At 38.7% G+C, this 26,075-nt stretch carries 24 protein-coding genes; 6 read left to right on the top strand and 18 right to left on the bottom strand.

Features of this window, described 5'->3' with window-relative positions; translation table 11 throughout:
• Nucleotides 1-102: 102 nt before the first annotated feature.
• The 9 genes from G7Y56_RS03120 to lysS form a co-directional block, all read right to left on the bottom strand.
• A complete protein-coding gene (locus G7Y56_RS03120) occupies nt 103-828 on the bottom strand; it encodes an HAD family hydrolase (RefSeq protein ID WP_165041010.1) in 726 nt (241 codons plus the stop codon).
• Between the two features lie 22 nt (nt 829-850).
• A complete protein-coding gene (locus G7Y56_RS03115) occupies nt 851-1,765 on the bottom strand; it encodes a CDP-alcohol phosphatidyltransferase family protein (protein ID WP_165023785.1) in 915 nt (304 codons plus the stop codon).
• 43 nt (nt 1,766-1,808) lie between these two features.
• The gene (locus G7Y56_RS03110; protein ID WP_165023789.1) at nt 1,809-2,672 is read right to left on the bottom strand and encodes a hypothetical protein; all 864 of its coding nucleotides are present in this window, start codon (nt 2,670-2,672) and stop codon (nt 1,809-1,811) included.
• 28 nt (nt 2,673-2,700) lie between these two features.
• A complete protein-coding gene (locus G7Y56_RS03105; protein WP_165041008.1) occupies nt 2,701-3,396 on the bottom strand; it encodes a sugar phosphate nucleotidyltransferase in 696 nt (231 codons plus the stop codon).
• Between the two features lie 83 nt (nt 3,397-3,479).
• Nucleotides 3,480-4,562, bottom strand: a complete 1,083-nt coding sequence (gene pdxA, locus G7Y56_RS03100) for a 4-hydroxythreonine-4-phosphate dehydrogenase PdxA (protein ID WP_165041006.1) — start codon at nt 4,560-4,562, stop codon at nt 3,480-3,482.
• Nucleotides 4,563-4,570: 8 nt separating this feature from the next.
• On the bottom strand, nt 4,571-5,617 hold the full coding sequence (gene rlmN / locus G7Y56_RS03095; protein WP_165041004.1) for a 23S rRNA (adenine(2503)-C(2))-methyltransferase RlmN: 1,047 nt from the start codon (nt 5,615-5,617) through the stop codon (nt 4,571-4,573).
• Between the two features lie 10 nt (nt 5,618-5,627).
• A complete protein-coding gene (locus G7Y56_RS03090; protein ID WP_165023800.1) occupies nt 5,628-6,974 on the bottom strand; it encodes a glucose-6-phosphate isomerase in 1,347 nt (448 codons plus the stop codon).
• A 15-nt stretch (nt 6,975-6,989) separates the two neighbouring features.
• Nucleotides 6,990-7,988 carry an NAD(P)H-dependent glycerol-3-phosphate dehydrogenase gene (locus G7Y56_RS03085; protein WP_165023802.1) on the bottom strand — a complete coding sequence of 333 codons (999 nt, stop codon included), beginning with the start codon at nt 7,986-7,988 and terminating at the stop codon, nt 6,990-6,992.
• Between the two features lie 31 nt (nt 7,989-8,019).
• On the bottom strand, nt 8,020-9,747 hold the full coding sequence (lysS, locus tag G7Y56_RS03080) for a lysine--tRNA ligase (RefSeq protein WP_165041002.1): 1,728 nt from the start codon (nt 9,745-9,747) through the stop codon (nt 8,020-8,022).
• Between the two features lie 253 nt (nt 9,748-10,000).
• Here lysS and G7Y56_RS03075 point away from each other — a divergent pair, with 253 nt between their 5' ends.
• Nucleotides 10,001-11,368: an MATE family efflux transporter gene (locus G7Y56_RS03075; RefSeq protein ID WP_165041000.1), complete on the top strand. Its 1,368-nt coding sequence runs from the start codon at nt 10,001-10,003 to the stop codon at nt 11,366-11,368.
• A gap of 15 nt (nt 11,369-11,383) precedes the next feature.
• Entirely contained in the window at nt 11,384-12,811 is a 1,428-nt protein-coding gene (locus tag G7Y56_RS03070) for a TldD/PmbA family protein (RefSeq protein WP_165040998.1), read from the top strand.
• 171 nt (nt 12,812-12,982) lie between these two features.
• Here G7Y56_RS03070 and G7Y56_RS03065 read toward each other — a convergent pair whose 3' ends face one another.
• Nucleotides 12,983-15,283 (bottom strand): outer membrane beta-barrel protein, encoded by a 2,301-nt coding sequence (locus G7Y56_RS03065; RefSeq protein ID WP_165040996.1) that lies wholly within the window; start codon nt 15,281-15,283, stop codon nt 12,983-12,985.
• 153 nt (nt 15,284-15,436) lie between these two features.
• On the opposite strand from G7Y56_RS03065, the gene G7Y56_RS03060 reads away from it, so the two are divergent.
• From G7Y56_RS03060 to G7Y56_RS03050, 3 genes are all read left to right on the top strand, one after another.
• On the top strand, nt 15,437-16,756 hold the full coding sequence (locus G7Y56_RS03060) for a TldD/PmbA family protein (RefSeq protein ID WP_165040994.1): 1,320 nt from the start codon (nt 15,437-15,439) through the stop codon (nt 16,754-16,756).
• A 3-nt stretch (nt 16,757-16,759) separates the two neighbouring features.
• Nucleotides 16,760-18,208: a glycoside hydrolase family 10 protein gene (locus G7Y56_RS03055; protein WP_165040992.1), complete on the top strand. Its 1,449-nt coding sequence runs from the start codon at nt 16,760-16,762 to the stop codon at nt 18,206-18,208.
• Between the two features lie 78 nt (nt 18,209-18,286).
• The gene (locus G7Y56_RS03050; protein WP_165023821.1) at nt 18,287-18,697 is read left to right on the top strand and encodes a group III truncated hemoglobin; all 411 of its coding nucleotides are present in this window, start codon (nt 18,287-18,289) and stop codon (nt 18,695-18,697) included.
• Here the strand turns inward: G7Y56_RS03050 and folK are convergent.
• The 8 genes from folK to G7Y56_RS03010 form a co-directional block, all read right to left on the bottom strand.
• The gene (gene folK, locus G7Y56_RS03045; RefSeq protein ID WP_165040990.1) at nt 18,671-19,159 is read right to left on the bottom strand and encodes a 2-amino-4-hydroxy-6-hydroxymethyldihydropteridine diphosphokinase; all 489 of its coding nucleotides are present in this window, start codon (nt 19,157-19,159) and stop codon (nt 18,671-18,673) included. The genes G7Y56_RS03050 and folK overlap by 27 nt on opposite strands.
• On the bottom strand, nt 19,160-20,209 hold the full coding sequence (gene queA / locus G7Y56_RS03040; RefSeq protein WP_165023826.1) for a tRNA preQ1(34) S-adenosylmethionine ribosyltransferase-isomerase QueA: 1,050 nt from the start codon (nt 20,207-20,209) through the stop codon (nt 19,160-19,162). It lies immediately after the preceding gene.
• A gap of 12 nt (nt 20,210-20,221) precedes the next feature.
• Nucleotides 20,222-20,926: a tRNA pseudouridine(55) synthase TruB gene (gene truB / locus G7Y56_RS03035; RefSeq protein WP_165040988.1), complete on the bottom strand. Its 705-nt coding sequence runs from the start codon at nt 20,924-20,926 to the stop codon at nt 20,222-20,224.
• Nucleotides 20,926-21,813 (bottom strand): undecaprenyl-diphosphate phosphatase, encoded by an 888-nt coding sequence (locus G7Y56_RS03030; protein ID WP_165040986.1) that lies wholly within the window; start codon nt 21,811-21,813, stop codon nt 20,926-20,928. The genes truB and G7Y56_RS03030 overlap by 1 nt, the downstream gene beginning before the upstream one ends.
• A gap of 29 nt (nt 21,814-21,842) precedes the next feature.
• Nucleotides 21,843-22,097 (bottom strand): DUF3098 domain-containing protein, encoded by a 255-nt coding sequence (locus tag G7Y56_RS03025; protein WP_165040984.1) that lies wholly within the window; start codon nt 22,095-22,097, stop codon nt 21,843-21,845.
• A gap of 4 nt (nt 22,098-22,101) precedes the next feature.
• Nucleotides 22,102-22,980 (bottom strand): ABC transporter permease, encoded by an 879-nt coding sequence (locus tag G7Y56_RS03020; protein ID WP_165040982.1) that lies wholly within the window; start codon nt 22,978-22,980, stop codon nt 22,102-22,104.
• Between the two features lie 146 nt (nt 22,981-23,126).
• Complete coding sequence (gene coaA, locus G7Y56_RS03015) at nt 23,127-24,068, bottom strand: type I pantothenate kinase (protein ID WP_165040980.1); 942 nt, start codon at nt 24,066-24,068, stop codon at nt 23,127-23,129.
• A 166-nt stretch (nt 24,069-24,234) separates the two neighbouring features.
• Entirely contained in the window at nt 24,235-25,317 is a 1,083-nt protein-coding gene (locus G7Y56_RS03010) for a choloylglycine hydrolase family protein (RefSeq protein ID WP_165040978.1), read from the bottom strand.
• Nucleotides 25,318-25,525: 208 nt separating this feature from the next.
• On the opposite strand from G7Y56_RS03010, the gene G7Y56_RS03005 reads away from it, so the two are divergent.
• Complete coding sequence (locus tag G7Y56_RS03005) at nt 25,526-25,873, top strand: hypothetical protein (RefSeq protein ID WP_165040976.1); 348 nt, start codon at nt 25,526-25,528, stop codon at nt 25,871-25,873.
• Nucleotides 25,874-26,075 lie beyond the last annotated feature (202 nt).

The following is a 26,075-nucleotide window of genomic DNA, read 5'->3' as shown; positions in this document are numbered from 1 at the left end:
TTTTCCATCTCAAACAGTGTCCGAGACTTCCATTATTGGTAGCAACAACATAGCTGGCGCTATAATATCATCAAAAAATCAAGTACATTACTTTCAATCTTCTTATTTCAGATGAAAGACATCCTTCAACTCCATGAAGTCTGTGATAACAACGTCTGCCGTAGCACTTTCGTCATCTTTTTCCCAACCAAGACCTTTCAGCCAGATAGTCTTACAATCGTTTTTCATAGCCGGAACTATATCTTTCTTGTAAGAGTCTCCTATCACAACTATATTAGATGCAGGTAAGTTTAACTTCTCTACACCCAACGTAAATATCGCTGGGTCTGGTTTTCTTATTCCAACTACCGCCGACTCGATAATCTCATCGAAACAGTCTAGTAGATCAAAATCCTTCAAAACAGCATGGATATTACCATAGAAGTTGGAAACAACTACCATCGGATATTTAGCATGTAACTGTTCCAAAACAGGTTTCTCCTTCGAGATCAAACCTTTGACAAAGTTATAACATTGGGTCGAAACCGCAAGGCTATATTCTGCTTTTTTATCATTTGCTGTTAAGTAGCCTTTTTCGAAAAGATAACCAATTTGCAAATCAACTTTTTTATTGAGTAGAATACAGAAATTATCTTCTTCTTTGATTATTGGGTGTACAGCCAAATAGCGTTCCACATAGACAAAAGCTTCGCGAAAAGCCTCCTTCGTTACAGGTATCTGCTGATCTTGATAAGATTCCCACAGCACCTCCGCCCAATGTTTTCCATTACTGTCGATAGTACCGCCATAATCAAATATAATTCCTTTTATATCTTCGAATTTGAACATTCTATTCTTAATTATTTATTTTTCAATACTTCCCTTTAGCTATTTCAGCAGAGAATTTTTTACACATTTTCTCGTGGCTTCTTACCATATAAACAAGTAGTACATTTAATATAAGAAGTTCGAAAACAAAATATATCCATGGTTCCTTGACTAGAATTGCTATAAAAAGAACGATGGCTCTCGTGTTGAACGAAAGTATATTTGTCCACTTCATCAATGGCAAACTTTTCGCTCTGAAAGCAGTTCTGAATGACTCGGGAGCTGTCTCTCCGAATTTATCTTTGAGTAACCTAAACATCTTCTGAAATGCAGGAGACCAATTTTCCTGATCTTTCGTATAATTACGATAAAAAAATGCCACAAGTTTGGCAAAGAAGTTTTTGCTCCACGACAAACTGTTATATTTAGCAGTCAGTTCTATTGTATTATCAAGCTCACTACCCGATTTACCTTTTAGAAAAAGTAAATGTACATTACGATAATAATCAGCCATAGCGGCTTGTTTGGCATGGAAATATCCGGCAGATGCAGCTAACACCCATATCCAACCGCCCCACTCATCATCTAATCGCATGCAAATGGCAATATAGATAGCAGCAAACCACAGATCACCTGCAAAACCATCGAGCACGCGACCTAAAGCCGAGAACTGTTTTGTCATACGGGCCAACTGTCCATCCGCACTATCGTATGAATTAGCCCATACTAACAAGACAATGCCAAGTATTGAGATCCATAAATTGTCAAAATAGAAACAAACTCCGGCTCCCACCCCAAGGAATATACTGGCAATCGTTACAGCATTAGGGCTGATGCCTAGTTTTTGAAACAATAAGGCCCAACGGTAACCGATAGGTCTGTAAAAATAGATATCTATAGGCTCTTCTGTGTCCATCGACTTGAGCGTCGATTCAATTGAGGGTTTAGTATTTTCCATCTTGTTCAATATAACTATCTTTTTGCTAAGGAAAAAATAATCCTCAACTATTCTTTATTATTTGCTTATGGATACATTCGGCAATTTTTGGTGCGGCCTCTTCTCTACAAGGTGCGAAGCTAGGCCAGTCGTTAAAATCGATAATCTTAAATGATCCGTCGGCTGCAACAACACAGTCGCCACCATATATTCTCACGCCGAGTATTTCTCCGGCTTTGTCACATTCTCGTTTCAGGTCTTCTGCCGAAAAAGGAAATTCTTTTGCTGTTCCATTTATCACTTCCAATCCGAATTTACTATGATTCAAATCGTAAGGATAGAACCAATAGAAGAAATCGGTATCGGCAACACCATAAAATTTAACAAGGTCACCTACCAAATGTTCATTTATCACAGCATTGGGAATGTCGCGAAATGCAAACTCCTGTAAAATAGACTTCACCTCTTCCATACTTCTGGCATAAGTTACATCTTCTCTATGAATAGCATGGAAATCTCCTCTTTTTATCCAATACGCCTTAGCACCTATCTCGTTAAGACCTTCGGTAGGGTCATCGTTTACATCTATTATTATACTTGCAGGGTGTGGTATATTATTATCCAATAAAAGACGCGTCATTTTACCACGTGTACAATTATCTATTCCGAAAGCCGAATTGATGATAACAGAACCCTGTTTCTCCAGCTTCTGTAGCCTTCTTATTGTACTTTTATCGCGAGCCATATTAAATATGTATTGCCCACTTTCGCTACCTACTACAAATTCCGCCTCTGTGAACTCTTCTACTTCATAACCCATTTCGCGTAAGCTATCTGTAGTCAGATTAAAAATCATACCATCGTTACCGATATGATTGGGCGAATACTTTGTCTTTCTTTTGACTCCTACGATTTTCGTTTTTGACATAACTATTTCTATATAGTGCAGTTACAATTTAGCTTTTCAGAAACTGCTCTGCTTTTATAATATCTTCTGCATGGTCTACATCCACAATTTTGGCAAACGGAAATGCTTTCAGATTCAATTTATCTGAAACCAGTTGTCGCTGAAAATTGCGCATGCGGGATTGCCCTGTATTGAGACAATCTTCAAGCGTTTTAATCGCTTTAGGTGTTAATCCGTAGATACCACCTGATATATATTTACAATTATCAGAAGAATCCAAGAACCCTGTGATCTTCATATCGTTGTCTACACCAACATAAAGCGGCTTCTCGTCATCGATATAATCCGTCACAGCCATCATGCCATCGGCATCTTTGTCTGCAATAAAGGCTTGTATATATTTACTGAATTCTTCTTCTTTAAATATTGTATCGACGGTTGTTAAACAAAACTTCCCATCACGAAGGAAGTCACGAAGTTCGAAAAAACTATGCATCGAACTAGGTGTAGATTTAACTACAATATTTAATGGCACATCTAATTTCAAACCCGAAACATACTCCTGTACCTGAGTCATTTGCTCGTTTACAATAATGCTTATCGAAGACGCATCGTTTGCAAGAAAGATATCGATGAGACGTCGAATCATTTCTTTTCCATTTAGTTTTACCAAAGGTTTTGGTAAAGCAACGCCTTCTTGAGCAAGTCTTGAACCTTCTCCGGCTGCTATTATAGCATAATTCATATAATCAATCTGAATATTCTTTGACTGAAAAACAGTCAAAAAGTTTAATCAAGGTCTATAAGACCTGTTATATTAAAAAGAAGTTATTCTTCCTTTGTTAAATCGAGTACTTCGTTGTCTCCACCTCTCTCAACATAAAGTTTCCTTAGTGGATTAACATATGCCTTATCGTATTCTGTTCTGTTTTGATATGTATCGATAGCCATATAAACAGCCTGACGGAACGACTCTTCCGATGCTTCATTCTTTCCGGCAAGAGCATAAGCTGTGCCATGTGCAGGTGAGGTACGAATAACAGGCAGACCTGCCGTAAAATTGACACCCTCTTCCATCGCAATTGTTTTGAACGGAGCCAAGCCTTGGTCGTGATACATCGCTAAAATACCATCGAAGTTCATAAAATCCGAAGAACCGAAAAACCCATCGGCAGCATAAGGACCAAAACATAAACTATGTTTCTCTTGTAGTTCTTTTATGGCAGGAATGATAATATCATTTTCCTCCGATCCCAGCAAACCATTTTCTCCAGCATGCGGATTGAGCGATAATACTGCAATACGAGGATTACCTACTCTAAAATCACGTTTAAGACTTGTTTCGAACAGCTTCGCAGCTTCAACAATTCTTTCTTTTGTAAGTTTTTGAGGAATTTCGGACAAGGGAATATGTCCTGTTACCAAAGCAACACGAAGATTGTCTTTTGCAAGAATCATCAGGCTCTTGTCTCCTGCTTTACCAAATTTCTCTTCCAGATATTCGGTATGCCCGGGAAAATGAAAATCTTCACGTTGGATATTATGTTTATTGATAGGTGCTGTTACCAGAACATCGATCAATCCGTCTTGAAGGTCGGCACATGCACGTTCCAATGCAGCAAATGCAGCGTTACCTGCAGCTTCACTCGAAACACCAAGCTCAACCTTAACATCCTCGCCAATACAGTTTATTATATTCACCTTATTCACCACCGCTTCTTTCGCATCAGTTATCTGATTGAATGCTACGGCAGGCAAATCCAGTGCCTTACGATGATAGGCTGCCGCCTTAGGCGAACCGTATATAACAGGGATACACATTTCTGCCATACGGATGTCGCCAAAAGTCTTTAGTATAACTTCATAGCCTATTCCGTTTATATCTCCGTGCGTAATTCCTACTTTTATCATATTATAGATTAATCATTATTTTGTTTACTCTTCACTGTCGACAACATACCGCAAGCTGCAAATATATCTTCACCACGTGAAGAACGAATAGTAGAAGTAACCCCTTTCTTAGTCAGATAATCTCTGAAAGCTTCCATCTTCTCCTTTGTCGATGTCTTTAAATCGACATTAGGGATAGCATGGAAACGAATCAGATTTACTCTGCAATCTAATCCCCTTATTTCCTGCGCCAACTCTTTGGCATGAATAATAGAATCATTGAAATTGTCGAACATAATATATTCGAACGATAGACGACGCTGTTTAGACCAATCGTACTGACGAAGCAAGTCTAACACATCTGCCATCGGAAATGCTTTTTCGACAGGCATAATAGATAACCGTTGCGCCTTCTCGGGACTATGAATACTGATTGCCAAATGAGCATTGCTTTCATCCAGAAAACGCTTCAACTTAGGCGTTACCCCTGTTGTTGAAACCGTTATACGCTTCGGACTCCAGGCCATACCATAGTCGGCAGTCATTATATCGAGTACCTTTTTCAATTCTTCGTAATTATCTAAAGGTTCTCCCATTCCCATAAAAACGACATTCGTCAATGCTTCGGCTTCACGAACCGAATACATCTGATTCAATATCTCATTTGCAGTCAGATTACCATTAAATCCTTGCTTACCTGTCATACAGAATAAACAATTCATTTTGCATCCTACCTGCGACGAAACACAAAGCGTAGCTCTGTCGTCTTCGGGAATCATTACCGATTCGATCAGTTTGTCTTTCTCTGTCTTGAACAGATACTTAACCGTACCATCTACCGACTCTTGAAATTCGAGAGGGGCATAACGCCCTATATCGTATTTTTCTGACAACAATGCTCTGTTTGCGACAGAGATGTTTGTCATTTCGTCTACAGACGATACATTCTTCTTATATACCCAATCGGCTATTTGTTTAGCAGCAAATTTAGGCAAACCACACTCTTCTGCCACCAAACGTAATTCGTCCAGTGTCATGCCTAACAAGTGTTTTTTCTGCTCCTTAATTTGCTCCATTTTCTATTTATTACAAACGTTTTTTAATAGCTTCACTATCTTTTTCAAAACCCGGTTTGTCAAGTAGCGCAAACATATTTTTCTTGTATGCCTCTACTCCCGGTTGGTCGAATGGATTCACTCCTAATATATAACCGCTGATACCGCAAGCTTTTTCGAAGAAGTAAAGTAATTGACCGATACTGTATTCATCCAAACGAGGAATCTCTACTTTAATATTAGGAACACCTCCGTCTACGTGAGCTAGTTGAGTTCCCAACTCTGCCATTTTGTTTACGAAATCGACACGTTTACCTGCAAGGAAGTTCAATCCGTCTAAGTCTGCCTCATCAGAAGGTACTGTAAGTGTTTCGTTCGGGTTCTTCACTGAAAGAACAGTTTCGAAAATAGTACGCTCTCCCTCTTGAATCCATTGACCCATAGAGTGTAAATCGGCTGTAAAGTCAACCGCAGCATTGAAAATACCTTTATGGTCTTTACCTTCACTTTCGCCATAAAGTTGTTTCCACCATTCAGCGATATAATGTAGTTTAGGATTAAAGTTAGCAAGTATTTCTATTTTCTTTCCTTTCTTATATAGTTCGTTACGGGTAACTGCATATATCTCTGCAATATTCTTTTCGAACGGAACAGAAGGTGCAGTTTGCTCTTCCATGTGAACAGCTCCGGCTACCAGTTGACGGATATTAACCCCAGCCAATGCGATAGGTAATAAACCAACAGGAGTCAATACAGAATAACGACCACCTACATTATCAGGAATAACATATTTCTTATATCCTTCTTTTGTTGCTGATGTGTATAATGCTCCGCGAGCGGCATCTGTAATAGCTACAATACGAGATTTAGCTTCTTCTTTACCAACAGCTTTTTCCAGTTCCGCTTTCAAAATACGGAAAGCCAAAGCAGGTTCAGTAGTTGTTCCCGATTTAGAGATATTGATCAAACCAAATGATTTACCTTTCAGATAAGCAAGTAGTTCAACCAAGTAATCTTCTCCGATATTATTTCCTGCATAAAGAATAACAGGATTTTTGCGGTCTGTTTGCAACCAGTCGAAAGCATTCGATAGTGAATCGATAACTGCTCTCGAACCTAAGTAACTACCTCCGATACCAATAAGAACAATTACATCGCATTTTGCTCTTAGTGCTTTTGCTGTATCTTCTATATCTTTCAGTTCAGCATCTGTAATTGATGAAGGTAGGTTTAACCATCCTAGATAGTCGTTTCCTTTACCTGAACCGTTATGTAATGTTTCGTTGCACTTTTTAGCTAAAGCAGCTTGGCTGTTGATTTCGTTTTGGTCAACGAAGCCTAAGGCTTTAGTAATGTCTAAATTGATATTTTTATCCATAGCCTAATTTATTCTTTATTTTAAAATTTGTTCTCTTAATCTTTTTATCTCCTCTCTAGCTGAAACATTCTCGTACAAAATACGATAAACTGTATCTGCAATAGGAATCTTTATCTGGCACTTCTCGTTCATTTCCATAATACACTTCGTGCCGTAATAGCCTTCCGCTACCATTTCCATCTCTATCTGGGCTGCTTTTACCGAATAGCCTCTACCGATCATCGACCCAAAAGTACGATTACGGCTAAAACTCGAATAGCATGTAACCAAAAGATCACCCAAATAAGCCGAATCCTGAATATTACGTTCGATTGGAGAAACAGCATCCGTAAAGCGTTCCATTTCGGTTATAGCATTCGATACCAAAACTGCTTGGAAATTATCACCATATTTCAATCCGTGGCATATACCTGCAGCGATAGCGTATACATTTTTAAGCACGGCAGCCAGCTCTATACCTGTAACATCAGTAGAAACAGATGTTTTAATAAATCTATTATCAAAAAGGTAAGCCAAAGCTTTTGCTTTTTCAACATCGGCACAGGCAATAGTCGGATATGTCAGACGCTCTAATGCGACTTCTTCGGCATGGCAAGGTCCTGCTATAATGGCGATATTCTCTGCCGGAATATTGTAATATTCGGATAGATAATCCGTAACAACAAGATTCTCGGGAGGAATAATACCTTTTATTGCCGAAACTATAAATTTATTACTGATATCTGTTTTCAATTTTTCAAGATGTATCTTCAAAAACGGCGAAGGTACAGCGAGAATGAGCGTATCCGAATTTTCGAACACTTCAGTTATATCAGAATAAAATGTAATCCTATCCAGATTGAATTCGACATTGGACAGATAAGAAGGGTTATGCCCTAGTTTCTTAAAGTCCTCAATCTGATCGGGACGGCGCATATACCAATTGATATGCTTTTCGCGAACCAGCACAATTTTGGCTAATGCGGTCGCCCATGTACCACCCCCTAATATTGCAACTCTTCCGGGAAAACTCATAGTTTTTTGTTCTAGTTAAAAAATTAGTCGTTTAATTGATTTTACTTAACCAACCGGCAACTTCATCTACTGAAGGTAATGCCAGATCTAATTTATATTTCTTATTTATATCCCCTAAGTCTTGACGTATTTTCTGAGGATTTACTTCTTTCATATCCTCGACTGTTAAGTATCCGGCTTTTTGAATAGCAGGCACTAAAGCCTCAGCTATACCTAATTCGGCATATTTAGCCACAGGGTCTTTCTTCGCTACTTTTTCAGGACGCATCTGAGGGAAAAACATCACCTCCTGAATACTTTCCTGACCGGTCATAAACATTACCAAACGATCCATTCCTATACCGATACCACTTGTTGGAGGCATACCATATTCCAAAGCTCGCAAGAAATCCTGATCGATAAACATCGCTTCATCGTCTCCTTTTTCAGATAATGTCAACTGATCTTCGAAACGCTCACGTTGGTCGATAGGATCGTTCAACTCCGAATATGCATTTGCCAACTCCTTACCATTTACCATTAGTTCGAAACGTTCGGTAAGTTCAGGATTGTTCCGATGTTTCTTTGTCAAAGGCGACATCTCGATCGGGTAATCGATAATAAAAGTGGGTTGAATATAATTCCCCTCACATTTTTCACCAAATATTTCGTCAATCAGTTTGCCTTTACCCATTGTTTCGTCCTGCTCTATATTCAATTGTTTGCAGACTTCACGCAATTGATCCTCATCCATTCCACTGATATCAATACCTGTGAAGTGTTTAATAGAATCTATCATAGTCACACGAGGATAAGGCGCTTTATAGTCAATCTCATTGTTGCCCATCTTCACTTTAGTGCTTCCATGTACATCGATACAGATTTTTTCAAGCATACGCTCTGTAAAATCCATCATCCAATTATAGTCCTTATAGGCAGCATAAAACTCCATTACTGTAAACTCAGGGTTATGAGTCCTGTCCATTCCCTCATTACGGAAATTACGCGAGAATTCATAAACTCCGTCAAAACCGCCGACAATCAACCTTTTCAGATAAAGCTCATTTGCTATACGGAGATATAGTGGTATATCTAAAGCATTATGATGTGTTGTAAAAGGACGAGCAGTAGCTCCTCCCGGAATACTTTGCAGAACAGGCGTATCTACCTCAATATACCCATGTCCATTGAGGAATTCACGCATAGAGTTAAAGACTTTCGTTCTTTTCATAAAGACATCTTTAACCCCTTCGTTCACTATCAGGTCAACATAACGTTGGCGATAGCGCTGTTCCGGATCAGAGAAACCATCATAAGTCACACCGTCTTTCACCTTAACTACAGGCAACGGGCGCAATGATTTAGCAAGAACGGTTATTTCTTCGGCGTGAACAGAAATCTCTCCCATCTGTGTGCGAAAAACGAATCCTTTCACTCCTACAAAATCACCTATATCTAAAAGTTTCTTGAATACAACATTGTATAAATCTTTATTTTCATCGGGACAAAGATCATCGCGAGAGATATACACCTGTATACGTCCCTCAGCATCCTGAAGCTCCATAAAAGAAGCCTTCCCCATGATACGACGTCCCATAATACGACCTGCGATAATTACCTCGCGGCGTTCGGCTTCGTCCTTAAATTCATTTTTTATATCTGTAGAATATGCGTTCACATCATATAGAGCAGCAGGATATGGCTCTATACCCAACGATCTCATCTCTTCTAAACTACCTCTTCGAACAACCTCTTGTTCGCTCAATTCTAATACATTCATTATTAATCTTGCTTAAGATTATTATATTTCAAATAACTAACTTCTGCTCTGTCCAGAACAATCTCGCAAATTTAAGAAATATAATTACAATATGGCATTCAATAGCGTAAGTAAATGAAAATAACTTTAATTTATAAGAAATTTTTCACACTTTTTATTTCAGGCTAAACGGGTAAAAAAGGAAATAGAATCGTACCTTTGTATTCGCAAAAAGATGGGAGGAACACACTCCTTAATATTTAAACATTGAGAAATGCTTAAGACCGCAAATATAGACGACTTAGAAAATAAAAAAATCAGCAAACTCCTCTGGCAATACGCAATTCCAGCTATCATAGGAACCACAGTAAATGCTTTATACAATATCATCGACAGGTTCTTTCTCGGTAATGCTCCCGATTTGGGAGACGACGCAATAAGCGCTATTGGTATTGCTCTACCTTTAATGACAGTTATGACGGCCGTTGGGATGCTTGTCGGGGCTGGTTCTGCCAGCCGTATATCCATCTACATGGGTATGGGGGATAAGGAGTCTGCCGAAAAAGTATTAGGGAGTGCCTTGCTCCTATCCTTAATATTTACATTACCCACAACCGTTATCCTGCTTGTTTTTACAAATTCAATTCTTACACTGTCAGGGGCGGATGGTAAGGTATTCGAATATGCACAAGAGTTTTTATACTATCTTCTGCCGGGTAGTATTTTTGCTACCATGTGTTTTGGATTCAACAATATGATGCGTGCATCGGGTTATCCTCAAAAAGCCATGTTCACAATGCTGATTAGCGTTGTGGCAAATATCATACTTGCTCCTCTTTTTATCTTTGTATTTAAATTGGGAATAAAAGGTGCTGCTATCGCAACTGTTATATCAATGTTTATTGGTTTGTGCTTTGTGATGCATCACTTTATGAACAGGAATAGCATGTTGCGGCTTCGCTGGTCTTATGTGAGACTGGATGCCAAGATAGTTAAAGCAATCGTGAGCATCGGCTTATCGCCTTTTTTCATACAAATCTCTGCATCCACCGTTATATTCCTCATTATACATCAGTTGCAAATATATGGCGGAAAGGTTGCCGTAGGTGCTTATACTATCGCCAACACGTTAGTAATGCTTATCCTGATGACAATGATAGGACTGACGCAAGGTATGCAACCAATAGTCGGTTATAACTACGGAGCAAAAAGATTCAACAGAGTAAAAGAGACTTTAAATTATACAATAAAAGTAGGTATCTGTATCGGAGCAATAGGACTGGTTATCGGTCTTTTAATACCGGATATGATTGTAAAGCCGTTCAACCCGAGCCCTCTACTTGCTGCAGAATCGGCAAGAGCCCTAAATATTGTAACATTGATGCTACCACTTGTCGGATTTCAAATAGTAGTAACTAACTTTTTTCAAAGTATCGGGATGGCTAAGAAATCGATTTTCTTGAGTCTTTCCCGCCAATTTCTAGTGTTGGTGCCGGCATTATTCATCCTTCCTCATTTCTTTCATATAGACGGAGTATGGATGTCGCTACCCGTAGCCGACCTTTTATCAACTTTATTGACTACTGCGTTGTTCTTATGGCAGCTTCGTCAATTCAAAATGATGAATATAGAACAAGCATAAATTATCAGACAGATTATGATAGATATAAAAAACATACACGATATACTTCAGCACTTTACCGTTAGCGAAAATGACCTGAAACAAGTAATAGCCGAAGCGTTGAGCAAAGGCGGAGATTATGCCGACATATTCTTCGAACATACATTCAGCAACAACATTGCCTTACGCGACGGAGAAGTAAACAGAGCATCATCGAATATCGATTTCGGTGTAGGTGTTAGGGTGGTATCAGGTGATCAGACAGGGTATGCCTACGTAGAGAATACAAATATTAAGGATCTGCTAAAAGCTGCGCAAACAGCAGCAAGCATAGCAAGTTCTTCTAAAACTGCGAATCCAGTTGAAATAAAGGATACGCATTTCAAGAATTATTACAAAATAGAAAAGCCTTGGCTAGGCGTATCGGTTGCTGACAAGAAATCGTTTGTTCAAAAACTGAATGATCGTATTTTTGAATTAGACAAACGAACTATTAAAGCTTCTGTAAGTTTAAGTGATTCTACTTCTTATATCTTGTTCTTCAATTCGGAAGGTACATTAACATGGGATTATCGTCCGATGTGTGTTATGTACGGCTCGTGTACGATGGAAGAAAACAGTAAAATAGAAAACGGTTATGCTTCGCGCGCTTATCGTAAAGGTTTTGAGTTCTTATCGGAAGACTTAATCGAAACCCTTGCAAAGGAAGCTGTAAAGCAAACATCTCTTATGTTTGAAGCCGTAAAACCTAAGGGTGGAGAAATGCCCGTAGTTATGGGTGCCGGAAGTTCCGGCATTCTATTGCATGAAGCAATCGGTCATTCGTTCGAAGCTGATTTCAACAGGAAGAATGTTTCTATTTTTACAGACCAATTGGGCAAAACTATTTGCTCGCCACATATCAATGTAGTGGATGATGGAACAATGGACAATGCGCGTGGTTCTATTAATTTCGACGATGAAGGCATTGAGAGCCAAAAGACATATATTGTTAAAGACGGTGTATTGGAAAGCTATCTTCACGACCGCATCAGCGCTAAACATTACGGTGTAAACCCAACTGGAAACGGTCGCCGTCAATCGTTCCGCTACGCTCCGCTACCCCGTATGCGTGTTACATATATGGAAAATGGCAATGAAGATGAAGCCGACATTATAGCATCTGTAAAGCAAGGTGTATATGTAGATAACTTCACGAATGGACAAGTACAAATAGGCGCAGGAGATTTTACTTTCTTCGTGAAAACAGGATATCTGATTGAGAATGGAAAACTCACCCAACCGATAAAAGATATAAACATAATAGGAAATGGCCCGAAAGCACTTGCCGACATAACAATGGTAGGTAATAACCTCAAAATAGATGAGGGTTCATGGACTTGTGGCAAAGACGGACAGGGTATCCCCGTAGGACAAGGCTTGCCATCGGTATTAGTTAGGAAATTAACCGTAGGCGGAGAATAATAATACAATAGAAGAGGGTGTGTCATAAGTAAATTTTCGTACGATTCTGTCATCCTGAACGGAGAGAAGTATCTCTTATGGATAGCTGGGATTCTTCACTTCGTTCAGAATGACAAAAGAGTGTAACACTTTTACAATGTATTTTTACTTATGCTACACCCTCTTTTATTTTCAAAGTGTTCCTTTATCAGTATCTGCATTTTCCAGACTCTTTTCTGCCGCCTTATGCTTTCTTCCGAAAGACATATTCCAGGCAAACCGCACGTAAAGCATACGACCGTTACCGCCAATATACGACCACGATTCTGATGGCATAACAGCTGATATATTCCTGCTTCCCGAACTCCAATAATCTTTAAACGGATAGGACATCCCGAGTGATAGCTTCGCTTCTTTATGTTTGTACCCTGCTTCTACATAATTCCAGTCTTCACCATAGTATATTGTCTGTCCCCAAAGTTCTTTGTAACGAGATTCCGCACCAACAACAAGACTGTAATTCTTGTATTGAAGATTGGAACGGAAGCCACCAAAAATCATATCATAATTATTAGTACCCGTATTATTCTTAAAATTTTCTTTTACATATCTGAACCATGCATTTACACTCCAGATATCTTTTATGATTTTGAGTGTAAGATCAGAGTTTACGGCATAATAGTTGAGCGCTCTCTGATTCTCTCTCATAGTAATCACCTTATCTCCTTCTATAAAATGCGAGTCGGCTAACGGACGGTGAAAATACCAATATTCCAAATCGGTATTTGCCGAAAATATACCCTTATTGTAACTTATCGAAAAAGTGTTACGATATACATTGCCTGGCTCTAATGATGGATTACCTCTATTTATCTGATAGGTATCTATCTGTTGTTCCACATTGCTCAACTGCCCGAGTGAAGGTGTACGGGTAAAGGCTCTTAAATTATATTTCAAGTTCAGATTATCATTTACAGGATAATTGAACTGAAGCGAAGGGCGCACAGTATAAAAGGTAATATCATTAGTTCCTTCCTGAAACCACATGCGAGAACCGCCGACACCCAGAGTATAGCCTAGTTTGCCTGCGATCTTACCCTGCACTTGCGCAAAAACATACGATTCTGCATTTTTCATGTTTGTTTTGATCGTGTTATTGCCGCTATAACTGTTATCCGCATAACCTTGAGTATGCTTTGCACCACCGCTGATAGACGTTTTGTCTAACTCCTTACTATATACAATCTCCGATATAAGGGAATACTTTCGACCATCTATTTCATTTAAAATATCGGATATGAGCACGTCGCCCTCTCTTTCTACAAATTTATTCTCACTACTCGAATTGATATATGTACCAACCACATTCAAGGCAATGGATTGCTTACTTTTCAGTTCCTGCTTGTAAAAAACATCCAATACTGGCATATACTCATTAAATTTGGCATTCGATTGTGTATGCGTCTGCCTCAAGCTATTCGAGTAGAAGATATTGCTTGCCGCATCATTTTTTTTATCGAATATCTGATTCTTAAAGATAATATTAAAAACCCGCTTATCGGGAACTGTTAAATTATAGGACAGATTGAGCCTGTGATATTGATATTGGAACGGCTGCTTTATTCCTTGTTCGTCACGAACTACAGGATTGTTAGGGAAATTGAATGTTTGAGTTTGATTAATCCACATATCATCATAAGAACGATAAGAAGCATTGTAATTCAACCCAAACTCAGACGCCTTATTATTTATTTTGAAGGTAAGATTATCGTCTCCAAAACCAACAAATGGAGCATTACGACCATCTACGGCCACATAACCACCTGTTTGCGCGCTACGGTCAACAATAATATCTACAACAGCACCAACATTCTCATCACCAAAACGAACACCGGGATCTTCAAAATATTCTACACGAAGAATATCCTGCGGACGCAAAGCTATTACCTCTTCTATGGTTGCCCTGACACCGTTTATTCGCAACTGTACCTCTTCGTTCGCCACTTTTATAGTCCGGTTGACAGGATCGATATTTAGGCGGGCTAACGACATGTGCTCCAACAACTCGAATGCGTTGGTCGAACTTTTTATCTGCATCGAGTCAGGCATAATTATCTGCCGGTCTACTTTATTTATTATTCTATTACCTGTAACGGTTACCTCTCCAAGCAGTTTAGAGTCTTCTGAAAGCTCTATATCTCCTAAATCTACACTCGCTGCTAAATTTTTCAGTTGAACATAAGTGGTTTTATATCCCAAGAATGTAGCCTTAAGTAAATAATCCTGTTTTATAAACTGCCCACCAATATCAAACAATCCCATAGAATCGGATTGTGCCCCTGCCACATAAGTCGAATCAGACTTTAGTAGTACAGTTGTTGCAAACTCAACAGGCTCTTTCGTTTTAGAATCTATCAAACGTCCTTTTATATCAACAGCACGGATCGAAACACAACAAAGAAGGAGGGTAAATAGGGTTATATATGTTTTCATTTTCTTTAAATTCATAGATTATTAGAATACACCTTAATCAGTATGACGTAAAGAAAACCGAGACGTTACAAAAATGAGTAATATTTTTCTTTTAAGACATTTTTAAACTAATTCTGCGTAATTTTGTTTTTCTTAAATAGAAAGACTTATCAGATGATTACAACCGATCAGAAAAATATAGCCCAATGGGCAATGGATTTTGCATTGAAAAATGGGTGTCAGGCTGCGCGGGTTTCGATTATTACAGCAAACAATAATTCGTTTGAATACAGAAATACCCAACTCGACAAATTACATCAAAGTTCAGAGAATAAATTATATATAGAGCTATTCACAGACGGGCGTTATGGTTCTTTCTCAACCAATCGTATTGAGAAAAATGAACTAGAAAGCTTTATTAAAGAAGGAATTACTTCTACAAAATATTTAGCAGAAGACACTTTCCGCCGCTTACCCGACTCAAGCAGATATTATAAGCCCGATGGCAAAGATTTAGATCTTTATGACAGCTCATTCGATACAATAAATACAGATAAAAAGCTGGAGATTGCAAAACAAGCAGTAGAAGAAATTTATCAATCTGATAAAAGAATAATCTCTATATCATCTGCCTACGACGATGGTGTAGGGGCTGAATATATGATTGCAAGCAATGGATTCGAGGTCGAAACAATCGATTCGGCATTCAATCTTACGGTAGAAGTTGCTCTAAAAACAGATGGTGAGGCGCGTGCTGAATCCTATTGGTACGATAGTTCTATTTACTGGAACGATTTAATAAAAAAAGGTATCGGAGCAAAGGCTCTGGAACGTGCCCTGCAAAAAATAGGACAACAGAAAATAAAATCGGGCAAGTATGCGATGTTACTCGATAACACGACATCCTCACGACTACTCTCTCCGATGATTAGCGCGATGTATGGGTCAGCTTTGCAACAGAAGAATTCTTTTTTATTAGATGAACTAGGACAAAAAATAGCATCTGAAAAACTTACAATTATAGATACACCACATCTCCAAAAAGCCTTTGGAGCAAGGTGGTTCGATGGAGAAGGCGTTGCGACCAGTCAACGAACTATAATAGATAAAGGAGTACTTAATACATACTTCATCGATACATACAATGGACTAAAAATGGACGTAGAACCAACCATTGCTTCGCCTTCTATAATAAGCACTGCACTCGGCGAAAAGAATTTTGACTCTCTCTTACAATCAATGCAAAAAGGTATTTGGGTAACGGGTTTCAATGGCGGAAACAGCAATTCTACGACAGGCGATTTTTCGTTCGGCGTAGAAGGGTTTTATATCGAAAACGGTGTTGCAACAACCCCAATCAGCGAAATGAATATTACAGGAGATTTATTAAGTCTATGGGCTAATCTTATCGAAGTAGGTAATGACTCTCGTAATACTTCTTCACGACGACTTCCTTCTTTATTATTTAATGATGTTAATTTTAGTGGATTATAATATATGAGACTTATATACAGCCTCCTTACATTTATATTTTTATCTGTCAGTTGTTTCTCCAAGATTCCGGCAACAGAAGTCAGAGCCGTATGGTTAACAACCAACTGGGGTTTAGACTGGCCCAAACAGGGAACCAGCACCGCCGCTCAGAAAGAACAGCTGCGAAAGATTCTCGACGAATTGCAAGCGGATAATATCAATACTGTATTATTTCAGGCACGGGCACAAGGTTCTGTTCTTTATAGATCGTCAATTGAGCCTTTAAGCCCATACTTCAGTAAAACAGATGGTTTCGACCCACTGGCTTTTGCTATTGAAGAATGTCACAAAAGAGGAATGGAATGCCATGCATGGCTTATTACCTTCCCTATGGGGCAAGCCCAGATGACAGGTACAAAAAAGAAAAGAACGGCTGTAAAAAACAAGCCGGACTACTACAAATTAATTAATACTCAATGGTATCTCGATCCGGGCAGACCCGAAGCCAGAGCTTTAATAGTATCTATCGTAAAAGAGATTGTACAAAAATATGATGTAGACGGTGTTCATTTCGACTATATACGCTACCCTAGTAATACACGGAAATTTCCGGACGATGATACATACAAGAAATATGGCAATGGAAAAAGCCTTTATGACTGGCGAAGAGATAATATAAATAAATTAGTCACCGATATTTATGATACAACCAAAGCGATCAAAAACTGGGTACAAGTTAGCAGCTCGCCACTAGGTCGGTACAGAGTATTGTCGGAAATTGCGCCAAACGATGGCTGGACAGGATATGAGACTGTATTTCAAGATGCCGGATATTGGATGAAGAGCGGAAAACACGATCTTGTTTTTCCTATGATGTATCATAAAGAACGCTACTTCTATCCGTTTCTCGATGATTGGGTGGCCAATAGCAATGGTCGTCTTGTAGTTCCGGGATTAGGAATATATCAGATGATGTCGAACGAGCAGAACTGGGAATTACAGAATATCACCGATCAGATGAATTATACCCGTACAACAAAAGTACCGGGACAGGCATATTTCAGAACAGGCAACATCTTAAGCAATCTGAAAGGAGTCAGAGATTCTATACAAACATTCTATCCTTACCCTGCAAAGCTTCCAGCCCTGACATGGTTGGATAACGAAGCACCAAATGCACCGATCAACCTGCAGGTCTACAAGGATAGTAGCGGTTCTCTGAACATTAAATGGGAAGCACCTGATAATTCGGAAGACTTTACATATACAGTATATGTATCGTACGAAGAGAATGTGAACAAAGACGATCCTCGAAACATTCTGGCAACAGGCATACGTGGAAACAATTTCTCCTTTCCTGTCAGTGAAGGCGACTTCGGTATTTATTACACTGTTTCGGTCTCAGATAGATATCATAACGAAAGTATTACTTGCTTCCCCGCATTCTTCTCGCATGCGGCAAATGAGCAGTAGGCGACTGATATCAGGCAATAAACTCTGCATATCAGATTTCTTTGCTTATCTTGTTCACAATTTAAAGCACATTGCGTGATGGAAGAAACAGGTAAAAAAGATATAGAAAACAGGGAGGATGTAATCCTCTTAGTCAACAAGTTCTATCAACGAGTAAGACAGGACGACTTGATTGGACCCATCTTCAATGAGAAAATTGGCAAACATTGGGCTGAACATTTACAAAAATTATATGATTTTTGGGAGTCTCGTCTGTTCGATAAAGATATATATAATGGTAGACCGCTTATGGTTCATAAATCACTCCCTATATATGCCGAACACTTCGACAGATGGCTCGGACTATGGTACAAAACTCTGGATGATCTCTTTATTGGTGCGAAAACCGAGGAAGCTAAAGTAAAGGCTACAAATATCGGCAGTTTCTTTCTCGAAAAAATAACAGAGATGAGAAAGGACAACTTACACCCCCCTTTTCATCTCGAGTAAACGATTTATTGTTTTATCGAATATAGGATGTACACATCCACCTCCAATCTCAGCCAGTGGCTGAAGAACAAACATGCGTTCATGCAAGTGTGGGTGAGGCAAAACAAAGTTAGGTTCCTCTATAATCACATCATCATAAAGGAGAATATCGATATCGATTAACCGATCTGAATAGATTTTATCTTTCGACTTGGAGTTCCGTCCTAAATCTTTTTCTATAGCCTGTGTTATTTGCAGTATTTCCAGTGGAGACAGCTTCGTTTGTACATGGCACGCTGCATTCAAAAATTCGTTCTCCGAATCGAATCCGACAGGTTTAGTAGCATAAAAAGCGGAAGAGGCAATTATCTTGCCTATCCGCTCTTCTATATTTATCAATGCTTGATTAAGATTCTCAGTCTTGTTACCTAGATTGGTACCCAGACCGAGATAAACATCATGCAAGGTTTCTTTTTCCAACATTTACACAATCAACATTGCGTCGCCATAAGTACCAAAGCGATACTTCTCTTTCACAGCCATTTCGTAAATCTCCATAATACGATCGTAACCACCAAATGCCGTAGTCATCATCAACAATGTAGATTGTGGCAAATGGAAATTCGTAACCAAAGAATCAGCCACACCAAAGTCGTAAGGAGGGAAGATAAACTTATTAGTCCATCCATTATTTACCTTAAGGTGTCCGTCAGTACTTACAATTGTTTCGACAGCACGCATAACAGATGTACCAACAGCACAAATACGACGACCTTCATCTTTCGCCTTATTCACCTGATTAGCTGTTTCTACTGTAATTCGTAGCTGTTCCGAATCCATTTTATGTTTAGTCAGGTCTTCTACATCGATATCGCGATAGTTCCCTAACCCCGAATGGAGTGTTATATAAGCAAAGTCAATACCTTTTATTTCAAGACGCTTCATCAATTCGCGACTAAAGTGCAAGCCGGCAGCAGGAGCTACAACAGCACCTTCGGTCTTAGCGAATATTGTCTGATAACGTTCTTTATCTTCTGCTTCTTCGGTACGTCCCAAATACTTAGGTATTGGTGTTTCACCCAACGAATAAAGCGTCTTTTTAAACTCTTCACTCGGTCCGTCGTACAAGAAACGAAGTGTACGACCACGTGAAGTTGTATTATCTATAACTTCGGCAACCATAGAATCATCGTCACCAAAATATAATTTATTACCAATACGGATCTTACGTGCAGGATCTACCAACACATCCCATAAATGGAACTCTTCGTTCAGCTCTCTTAACAAGAATACTTCGATTGTCGCACCTGTTTTCTCTTTATTTCCATAAAGTCGTGCAGGAAATACTTTCGTATCGTTAAATACGAATACATCCTTATCGTCGAAGTAAGTAATAATATCTTTGAAGACCTTATGCTCAACCTCTCCCGTTTTACGATTAACAACTAACAATCGAGACTCATCTCTATTTTTAGCAGGATGGGTAGCAATAAGCTCCTCTGGAAGATCAAACTTAAATTGGGACAGTTTCATAATATCTATATATTAATTTTTATTTTCTACAATTACTAAGGCATCTACAAACTCTTCTACTTGCTCTCCGGCAATACACTGATCGAGAGTCACCTCTCCTATCCGTGTGCGCTCCAAACCAATCAGGTGCCCTCCTGATCCCAGCGCCAGACCTATATCGCGAGCCAATGCTCTTATATATGTTCCTTTACTACAAACAACCCTTATCTTGATAACGGGTAAATCACACTCCAGTAATTCAATTTCGTCTATTACCAACAACTTGGGCTGCAATTCGACCTCTTGCCCTTCGCGCGCAAGATTATAAGCCCGTTCTCCATTTACTTTACATGCCGAATAGGCCGGTGGTATTTGTTGAATTTCACCTACGAAATCCTTTATCTTATCAGCAACCAGTTCCTTTGTAATATGCTCTATCGGATAAGTTGCATCCACTTCCGTTTCAAGATCGAAAGAAGGCGTTGTACTTCCCAATCTGATAGTTGCAACATATTCTTTTGTCTGATATTGAAATGTTTCTATCAGTTTCGTCTTTTTCCCTGTACAGACAATCATTACACCTGTAGCTAATGGATCCAGAGTACCTGCATGACCAACTTTCAACTTCTTAACACCTAAATTGCGACAAAGTTTATTTCTTAACTTTCTCACCAAAGTGAATGACGTCCAATGCAATGGTTTATTTATATATAATATTTCTCCTTCTATAAAATCCATTACATAATATTTAAGTCATGACCGGTAAGCAATAATATCAATAGAACTCCTCCGAGTACAATACGATACCATCCGAATAATTTAAAACCATATTTAGTTACAAATCCGATAAAGAATTTGATAGCCAATAATGCAACGATAAATGCAACGACATTACCAATTATCAGCACGCCTATATTTTCCTGCAACAATTGGTAACCGGTTGGCGACGTTAACAGTTTCAATAATTCATAACCTGTGGCGGCAGCCATTGTCGGCACAGCAAGAAAGAATGAAAATTCGGCGGCATTCTTACGGGATACCCCCCGGCTCATACCTCCTACAATCGTAGCCATAGAACGAGACACACCCGGTATCATGGCTATACATTGAAAACAACCGATAATAAACGCATTCTTGTATGTTATCCTTTGTTCTCCTTCTTCGGGTCTGTTGAACCAATTATCGACAAACAGCATTATAATACCACCAAGTAAAAGTGTGACAGCTACTACAGTCACATCCTCCAACAGGTCGTCGATCTTATTACTAAAAAGGAGACCTAATATTGCAGCGGGAATAAAACCTGCTAAAAGTTTCCAGTAGAACTCGAACTTATAAAATATACGTTGAACAAAAAGCGAGAAAACACCTTTAATCGAAGATTCTCCACTCGACATCAAAGATGCCGGAATACCATGATTCAAGCGAAAGAAGCGGTTCCAATATAAAACGATTACCGATAATATAGCACCGAATTGTATTATAATAGTAAAAGCTTTCACAAACTCAGTACTTTCGATACCTAATAAGCTTTGGGCTATGATCATATGCCCCGTAGAAGATATAGGCAAAAACTCTGTAAGCCCTTCAATGATGGCAATAATTATTGCCTCTATTATACTCATTCTTTATTATGTCTAGGTTAGAATTCTAATCAACGTTCTTGTTGCTCAGCAGGAATTTCTTTTTTACGAGGATATAATATGCCTACTATCATCAGAAGAAAACCGAAAAAGCAAACCATCGGTGCAACTACAATTCTCTTTGTACTGAAAATATCCGGTTCAAAACCACCTTCGATACTTGACGATGGGCCTAACATCAATACAAATCCTATGATTATAATAAGGACTGATGCAGCGCAAATAATATAGTTCAGCTTATCAAAAGCAAAATCTTTTTTATCCATATTTTTAAACGTGATATAGTTTATTGGTTGTCATTCTTAAATATCTGTTCACTGCCGATATTGTTGCCAACGCGGCAATAATTATTCCAAAAGCAAACACCGACGCATAGACCATTAACAATTCATTCATGCTAACAATAGAAATCGAAACTGGAAATACATTCGTCACATAATACACTACGCCTGTAATGGCTATATTAGCCAATATGGCAGCAATAATACCACTTCCGATCATACTCCATACAAATGGGCGACGAATAAAAGCATTGGTTGCTCCCACCAGTCTCATTGTATTAATCAGGAATCGTTTGGAATATATATTCAATTGTATAATACTGCGTATAAGAGTGAAAGATATAAAGACAAGAATAAGTGCTAGAACAAGTAAAATAGTGCCGACCATCGATAAATTTGAATTCGCATTTGCAATATCATCAGGACTGTAAACTACATTTTTAATCAATTTTCCACCTTTCAGACTTTTCTCAACCAACTTCATACTATCAGGGTTCACATAGTCTGATTTAACAAATACATCAAAATAGCTGCGTGAAGGATCGTAACCTAATACCTCTTCGGGGTCGCGACCTAAATCTTCGACCAACTGTTTCTTCACCTCTTCTTTACTAATAAAGGTTGCCGATTTTATATATGGATTCGCATCCAGATTCTTTTGTATTTTCGCAATATCAGCATCGGTCAGGTTTTCAGATAGCTCTATAGAAATACCTAAATTCTCTTTAAGATAGGATGTAAAGCCTTTTGCTGTAAAACCAACAAGAACTGTTAATCCTAAAAGAAATAGAACAAGAGTGATACTAATTGTAGTAATCACACCTGCTGTAAGCAACGACATGCTTTTTACCTGAGGTTTGTTAGACATATTATAATAAGAAAACTAATCTGTAAGACCCAAATGAGCACAATACACCCAAATTCGGAGCAAAGAAACAAAATAAATAGCGGTTTAGGTATTATTTTTGTTTTTTTTAATAAATAAAGCGAAAGGTTATAGAGTCTTTACTATTTTCATTTTCTTAGTCTCACATACTCCGTAGCATGATTCTCACCTTTATGTAGCACCAGGCTAGCTCTTTCTCTCGTTGGCAAGATGTTTCTTCGCAGGTTTTTGCTATTTATTTCGCGCCAAATTGTTTGAGCAGTCTTTACAGCTTCTTTATCTGATAATTGAATAAAATTGTGAAAGTATGATTTAGGATCGCTGAACGCACCTTTTCTGAACTTCAAGAAACGTGAAATATACCATTGTTCCAACAAATCCTCCTCAGCGTCTACATATATGGAAAAATCGACAAAGTCGGATACAAACACCCTCGGTTTATCGTGAGGATAGTCAGTTCCACTTTGCAAAACATTTAATCCCTCCAAAATAAGTATATCGGGCTGCTGAACCACTTGATATTCGTCTGGTACCACATCATATATTAAATGAGAATACTTCGGTACTTTTACTTCCGGCTTTCCCGACTTCACATCCATCACAAACTGAATCAAATGTTTAATGTCGTACGATTGAGGGAAACCTTTCTTCAACATAATACCCTTTTCCTCCAATACTGCATTCGGATATAAAAAGCCATCAGTCGTAACCAATGCTACACGTGTATTTTCGCCCCACCGACTAAGCAACGCCTGCAAAACACGAGCCGTAGTACTTTTACCGACAGACACACTACCTGCGATACTTATTATAAATGGAATTTTTTCCACTTTTGTCTTTAAGAAAGCCCTGAGAACGGACTGCCTGCCAACACGTGCATTTACGTAGTAGCTCAACAGACGCGATAAAGGAAGATATATATCCCGCACCTCTTCGATAGACAATTCATCATCTATACCTTTAAGTGTCAACAACTCCTCGGAAGTAAGAGTCAATGGTTCCGAATCACGTAGTGCCGCCCATTTTTCCCTCGAAAACAACATATAAGGACTTTCGTTCAAAGTATCCATTATTCTTCGTTTGATGTTTCACAAAAGTAGAAATCTAAATTTGAAATCTCAAACAACCAACACTTTTATTGCGAACCCTACAGATTAAATATATTTAAAATAACATTTGAATCTATGTTGTTTTTTATTTGTCAGCAATATCCATCTTTACCGAGAGGATACCCAATCAATTAACCTTCACCGACACTACTGGCTGCTGCTTCGTTTCATCAAGGGGAACAGCACTGTATTTTATGTTAACAAAGTCTATCCCACGCAAATCTATACTACGAATGGCACTATTATACATTGTACGGTAATAAATGATACGGTTTGTCATATCCGTTGCCGAAGTCCACTGGGTAGCACTAGGGATAGGGGCAGGCACCTGACCTAGCGGAAACTCAATTCCCACAGGTATATCAAAATTATTCAGTATCTGAAAGCCTTGTAGCACGGTTCCAAGTGCGGTATCTTGTTTGGGAGCAGTAGACTGATAAAAAGCAGCACGTACAAAACGAGACGGGGGTGTCACATCTCCCGGAATACCTAAGAAACCACTACCCGAGCCGAAGGGCGCTAGTTGTATATCTCCAAGCGGCTTAGATTCTGCCGCACCAGGAAAGAGATTGACATAATTGTTTAGATTCGTTATTTGCCATTCAAAACCTGGCGAATTGGTAAGCACTCCTAACCTGTTCTCATAAAAATGAAGTTTACCCTCCACAATCTCCAACACTACCTGACGACCCGAAACATCGGCAATACGCCAATGCACAGTCGAAGCACGCGGATCGACCCCTGCAACATGTATAGCTTTAATGCCCTCTTTTACCTCATCAATAGTAGCAAAATTTCCCAGCATCCACGATACCAATTGTAGATCGGCAACGGTCGATGCACTCTGAGCTTCATTATAGTCTTCATATTTTCCGTATCCGGGGAAATAAAATAATCCGGCAGATAAACCAGCTTCATTTAGCCCTTCAGCTACAAACTCCTTTTGTTCTACTGCGAAGCCTATATAACCATAGTGTGCTATAAATTCCTTACCAGACAATCTGCCACCCGGCAGATAGGAATATTGCTTATAACCACGTGGCACAACAACGTACTGACTATTTAATTCACTACCTCCCCATTCAATAGTACGTGCAAGAATAGGTGTGCCATCTTTCGCCGTCAGTGTAATACCTGTACAGGCTTCTATAGTCTGATGCTGAAAAGCAGCGGCAGCAACAATCAACAGGATTAATAATTTTTTCATCATTTTCACTATTACAATTAATCTATCAGAAGAACAAATCAACCTTCACCCCAAACTACAACCTACGCTCAATGCCAGTCAGATAAAATCATCATTATCCAACCAATCAAATATACATTAATTTAATTACACAGACATACATATTAATATTTTTTGCACATCTCGACATTTATTAATATATTTAAAAACTAAACTTTTTAAAATTTAAATCATGAAAAAAATTATCTTTCTTTTTACATTAGTTCTAATGCTATGCATGAATAGCGAAGTGAATGCCCGTACAAACGCAGATCAGGTTAATGAAACAATGATTAGCCGCACTATAGATCTAGGTGAGATTAACTCACCTCATAGATTTTCGGTATTTATTGATTCTAGCAGCGAAAAATACGTAGGGACAGCAGCAGCAATTCAAAAAATAAGTACGAACGACTACGGATGGGTAACCTTTGAAATCACTAGTGCTCTTGGAGCTGGGGATTTCTATTATGAAATCTACACTTTGGGCTCACACGGTGAGTACAAAGGCATTGCCGTTATTGGTAAACTCAAGAATTAAAGTTAAATTACAGTAAACAGAAAGGGCGGTTTCCAATATTGGAAACCGCCCTTTCTGTTTCGCAACTCACTGAGACTAGGAAAGACTAGTCATAAACAAATACGTCTTTTATCTGTTCTATAAGTGATGTAAAATATCTATAATCATGGTTTACATCGTAGAATGTAATATATTTGTAGTCCTAAAAAGCAAAAGAAGTAAA

It is taken from the genome of Dysgonomonas sp. ZJ709 (genome assembly GCF_011039195.1).
GTDB lineage: Bacteria > Bacteroidota > Bacteroidia > Bacteroidales > Dysgonomonadaceae > Dysgonomonas.
Note: the sequence above shows the minus strand (reverse complement) of the source record. Positions and strands in the feature narration are given on the sequence as shown.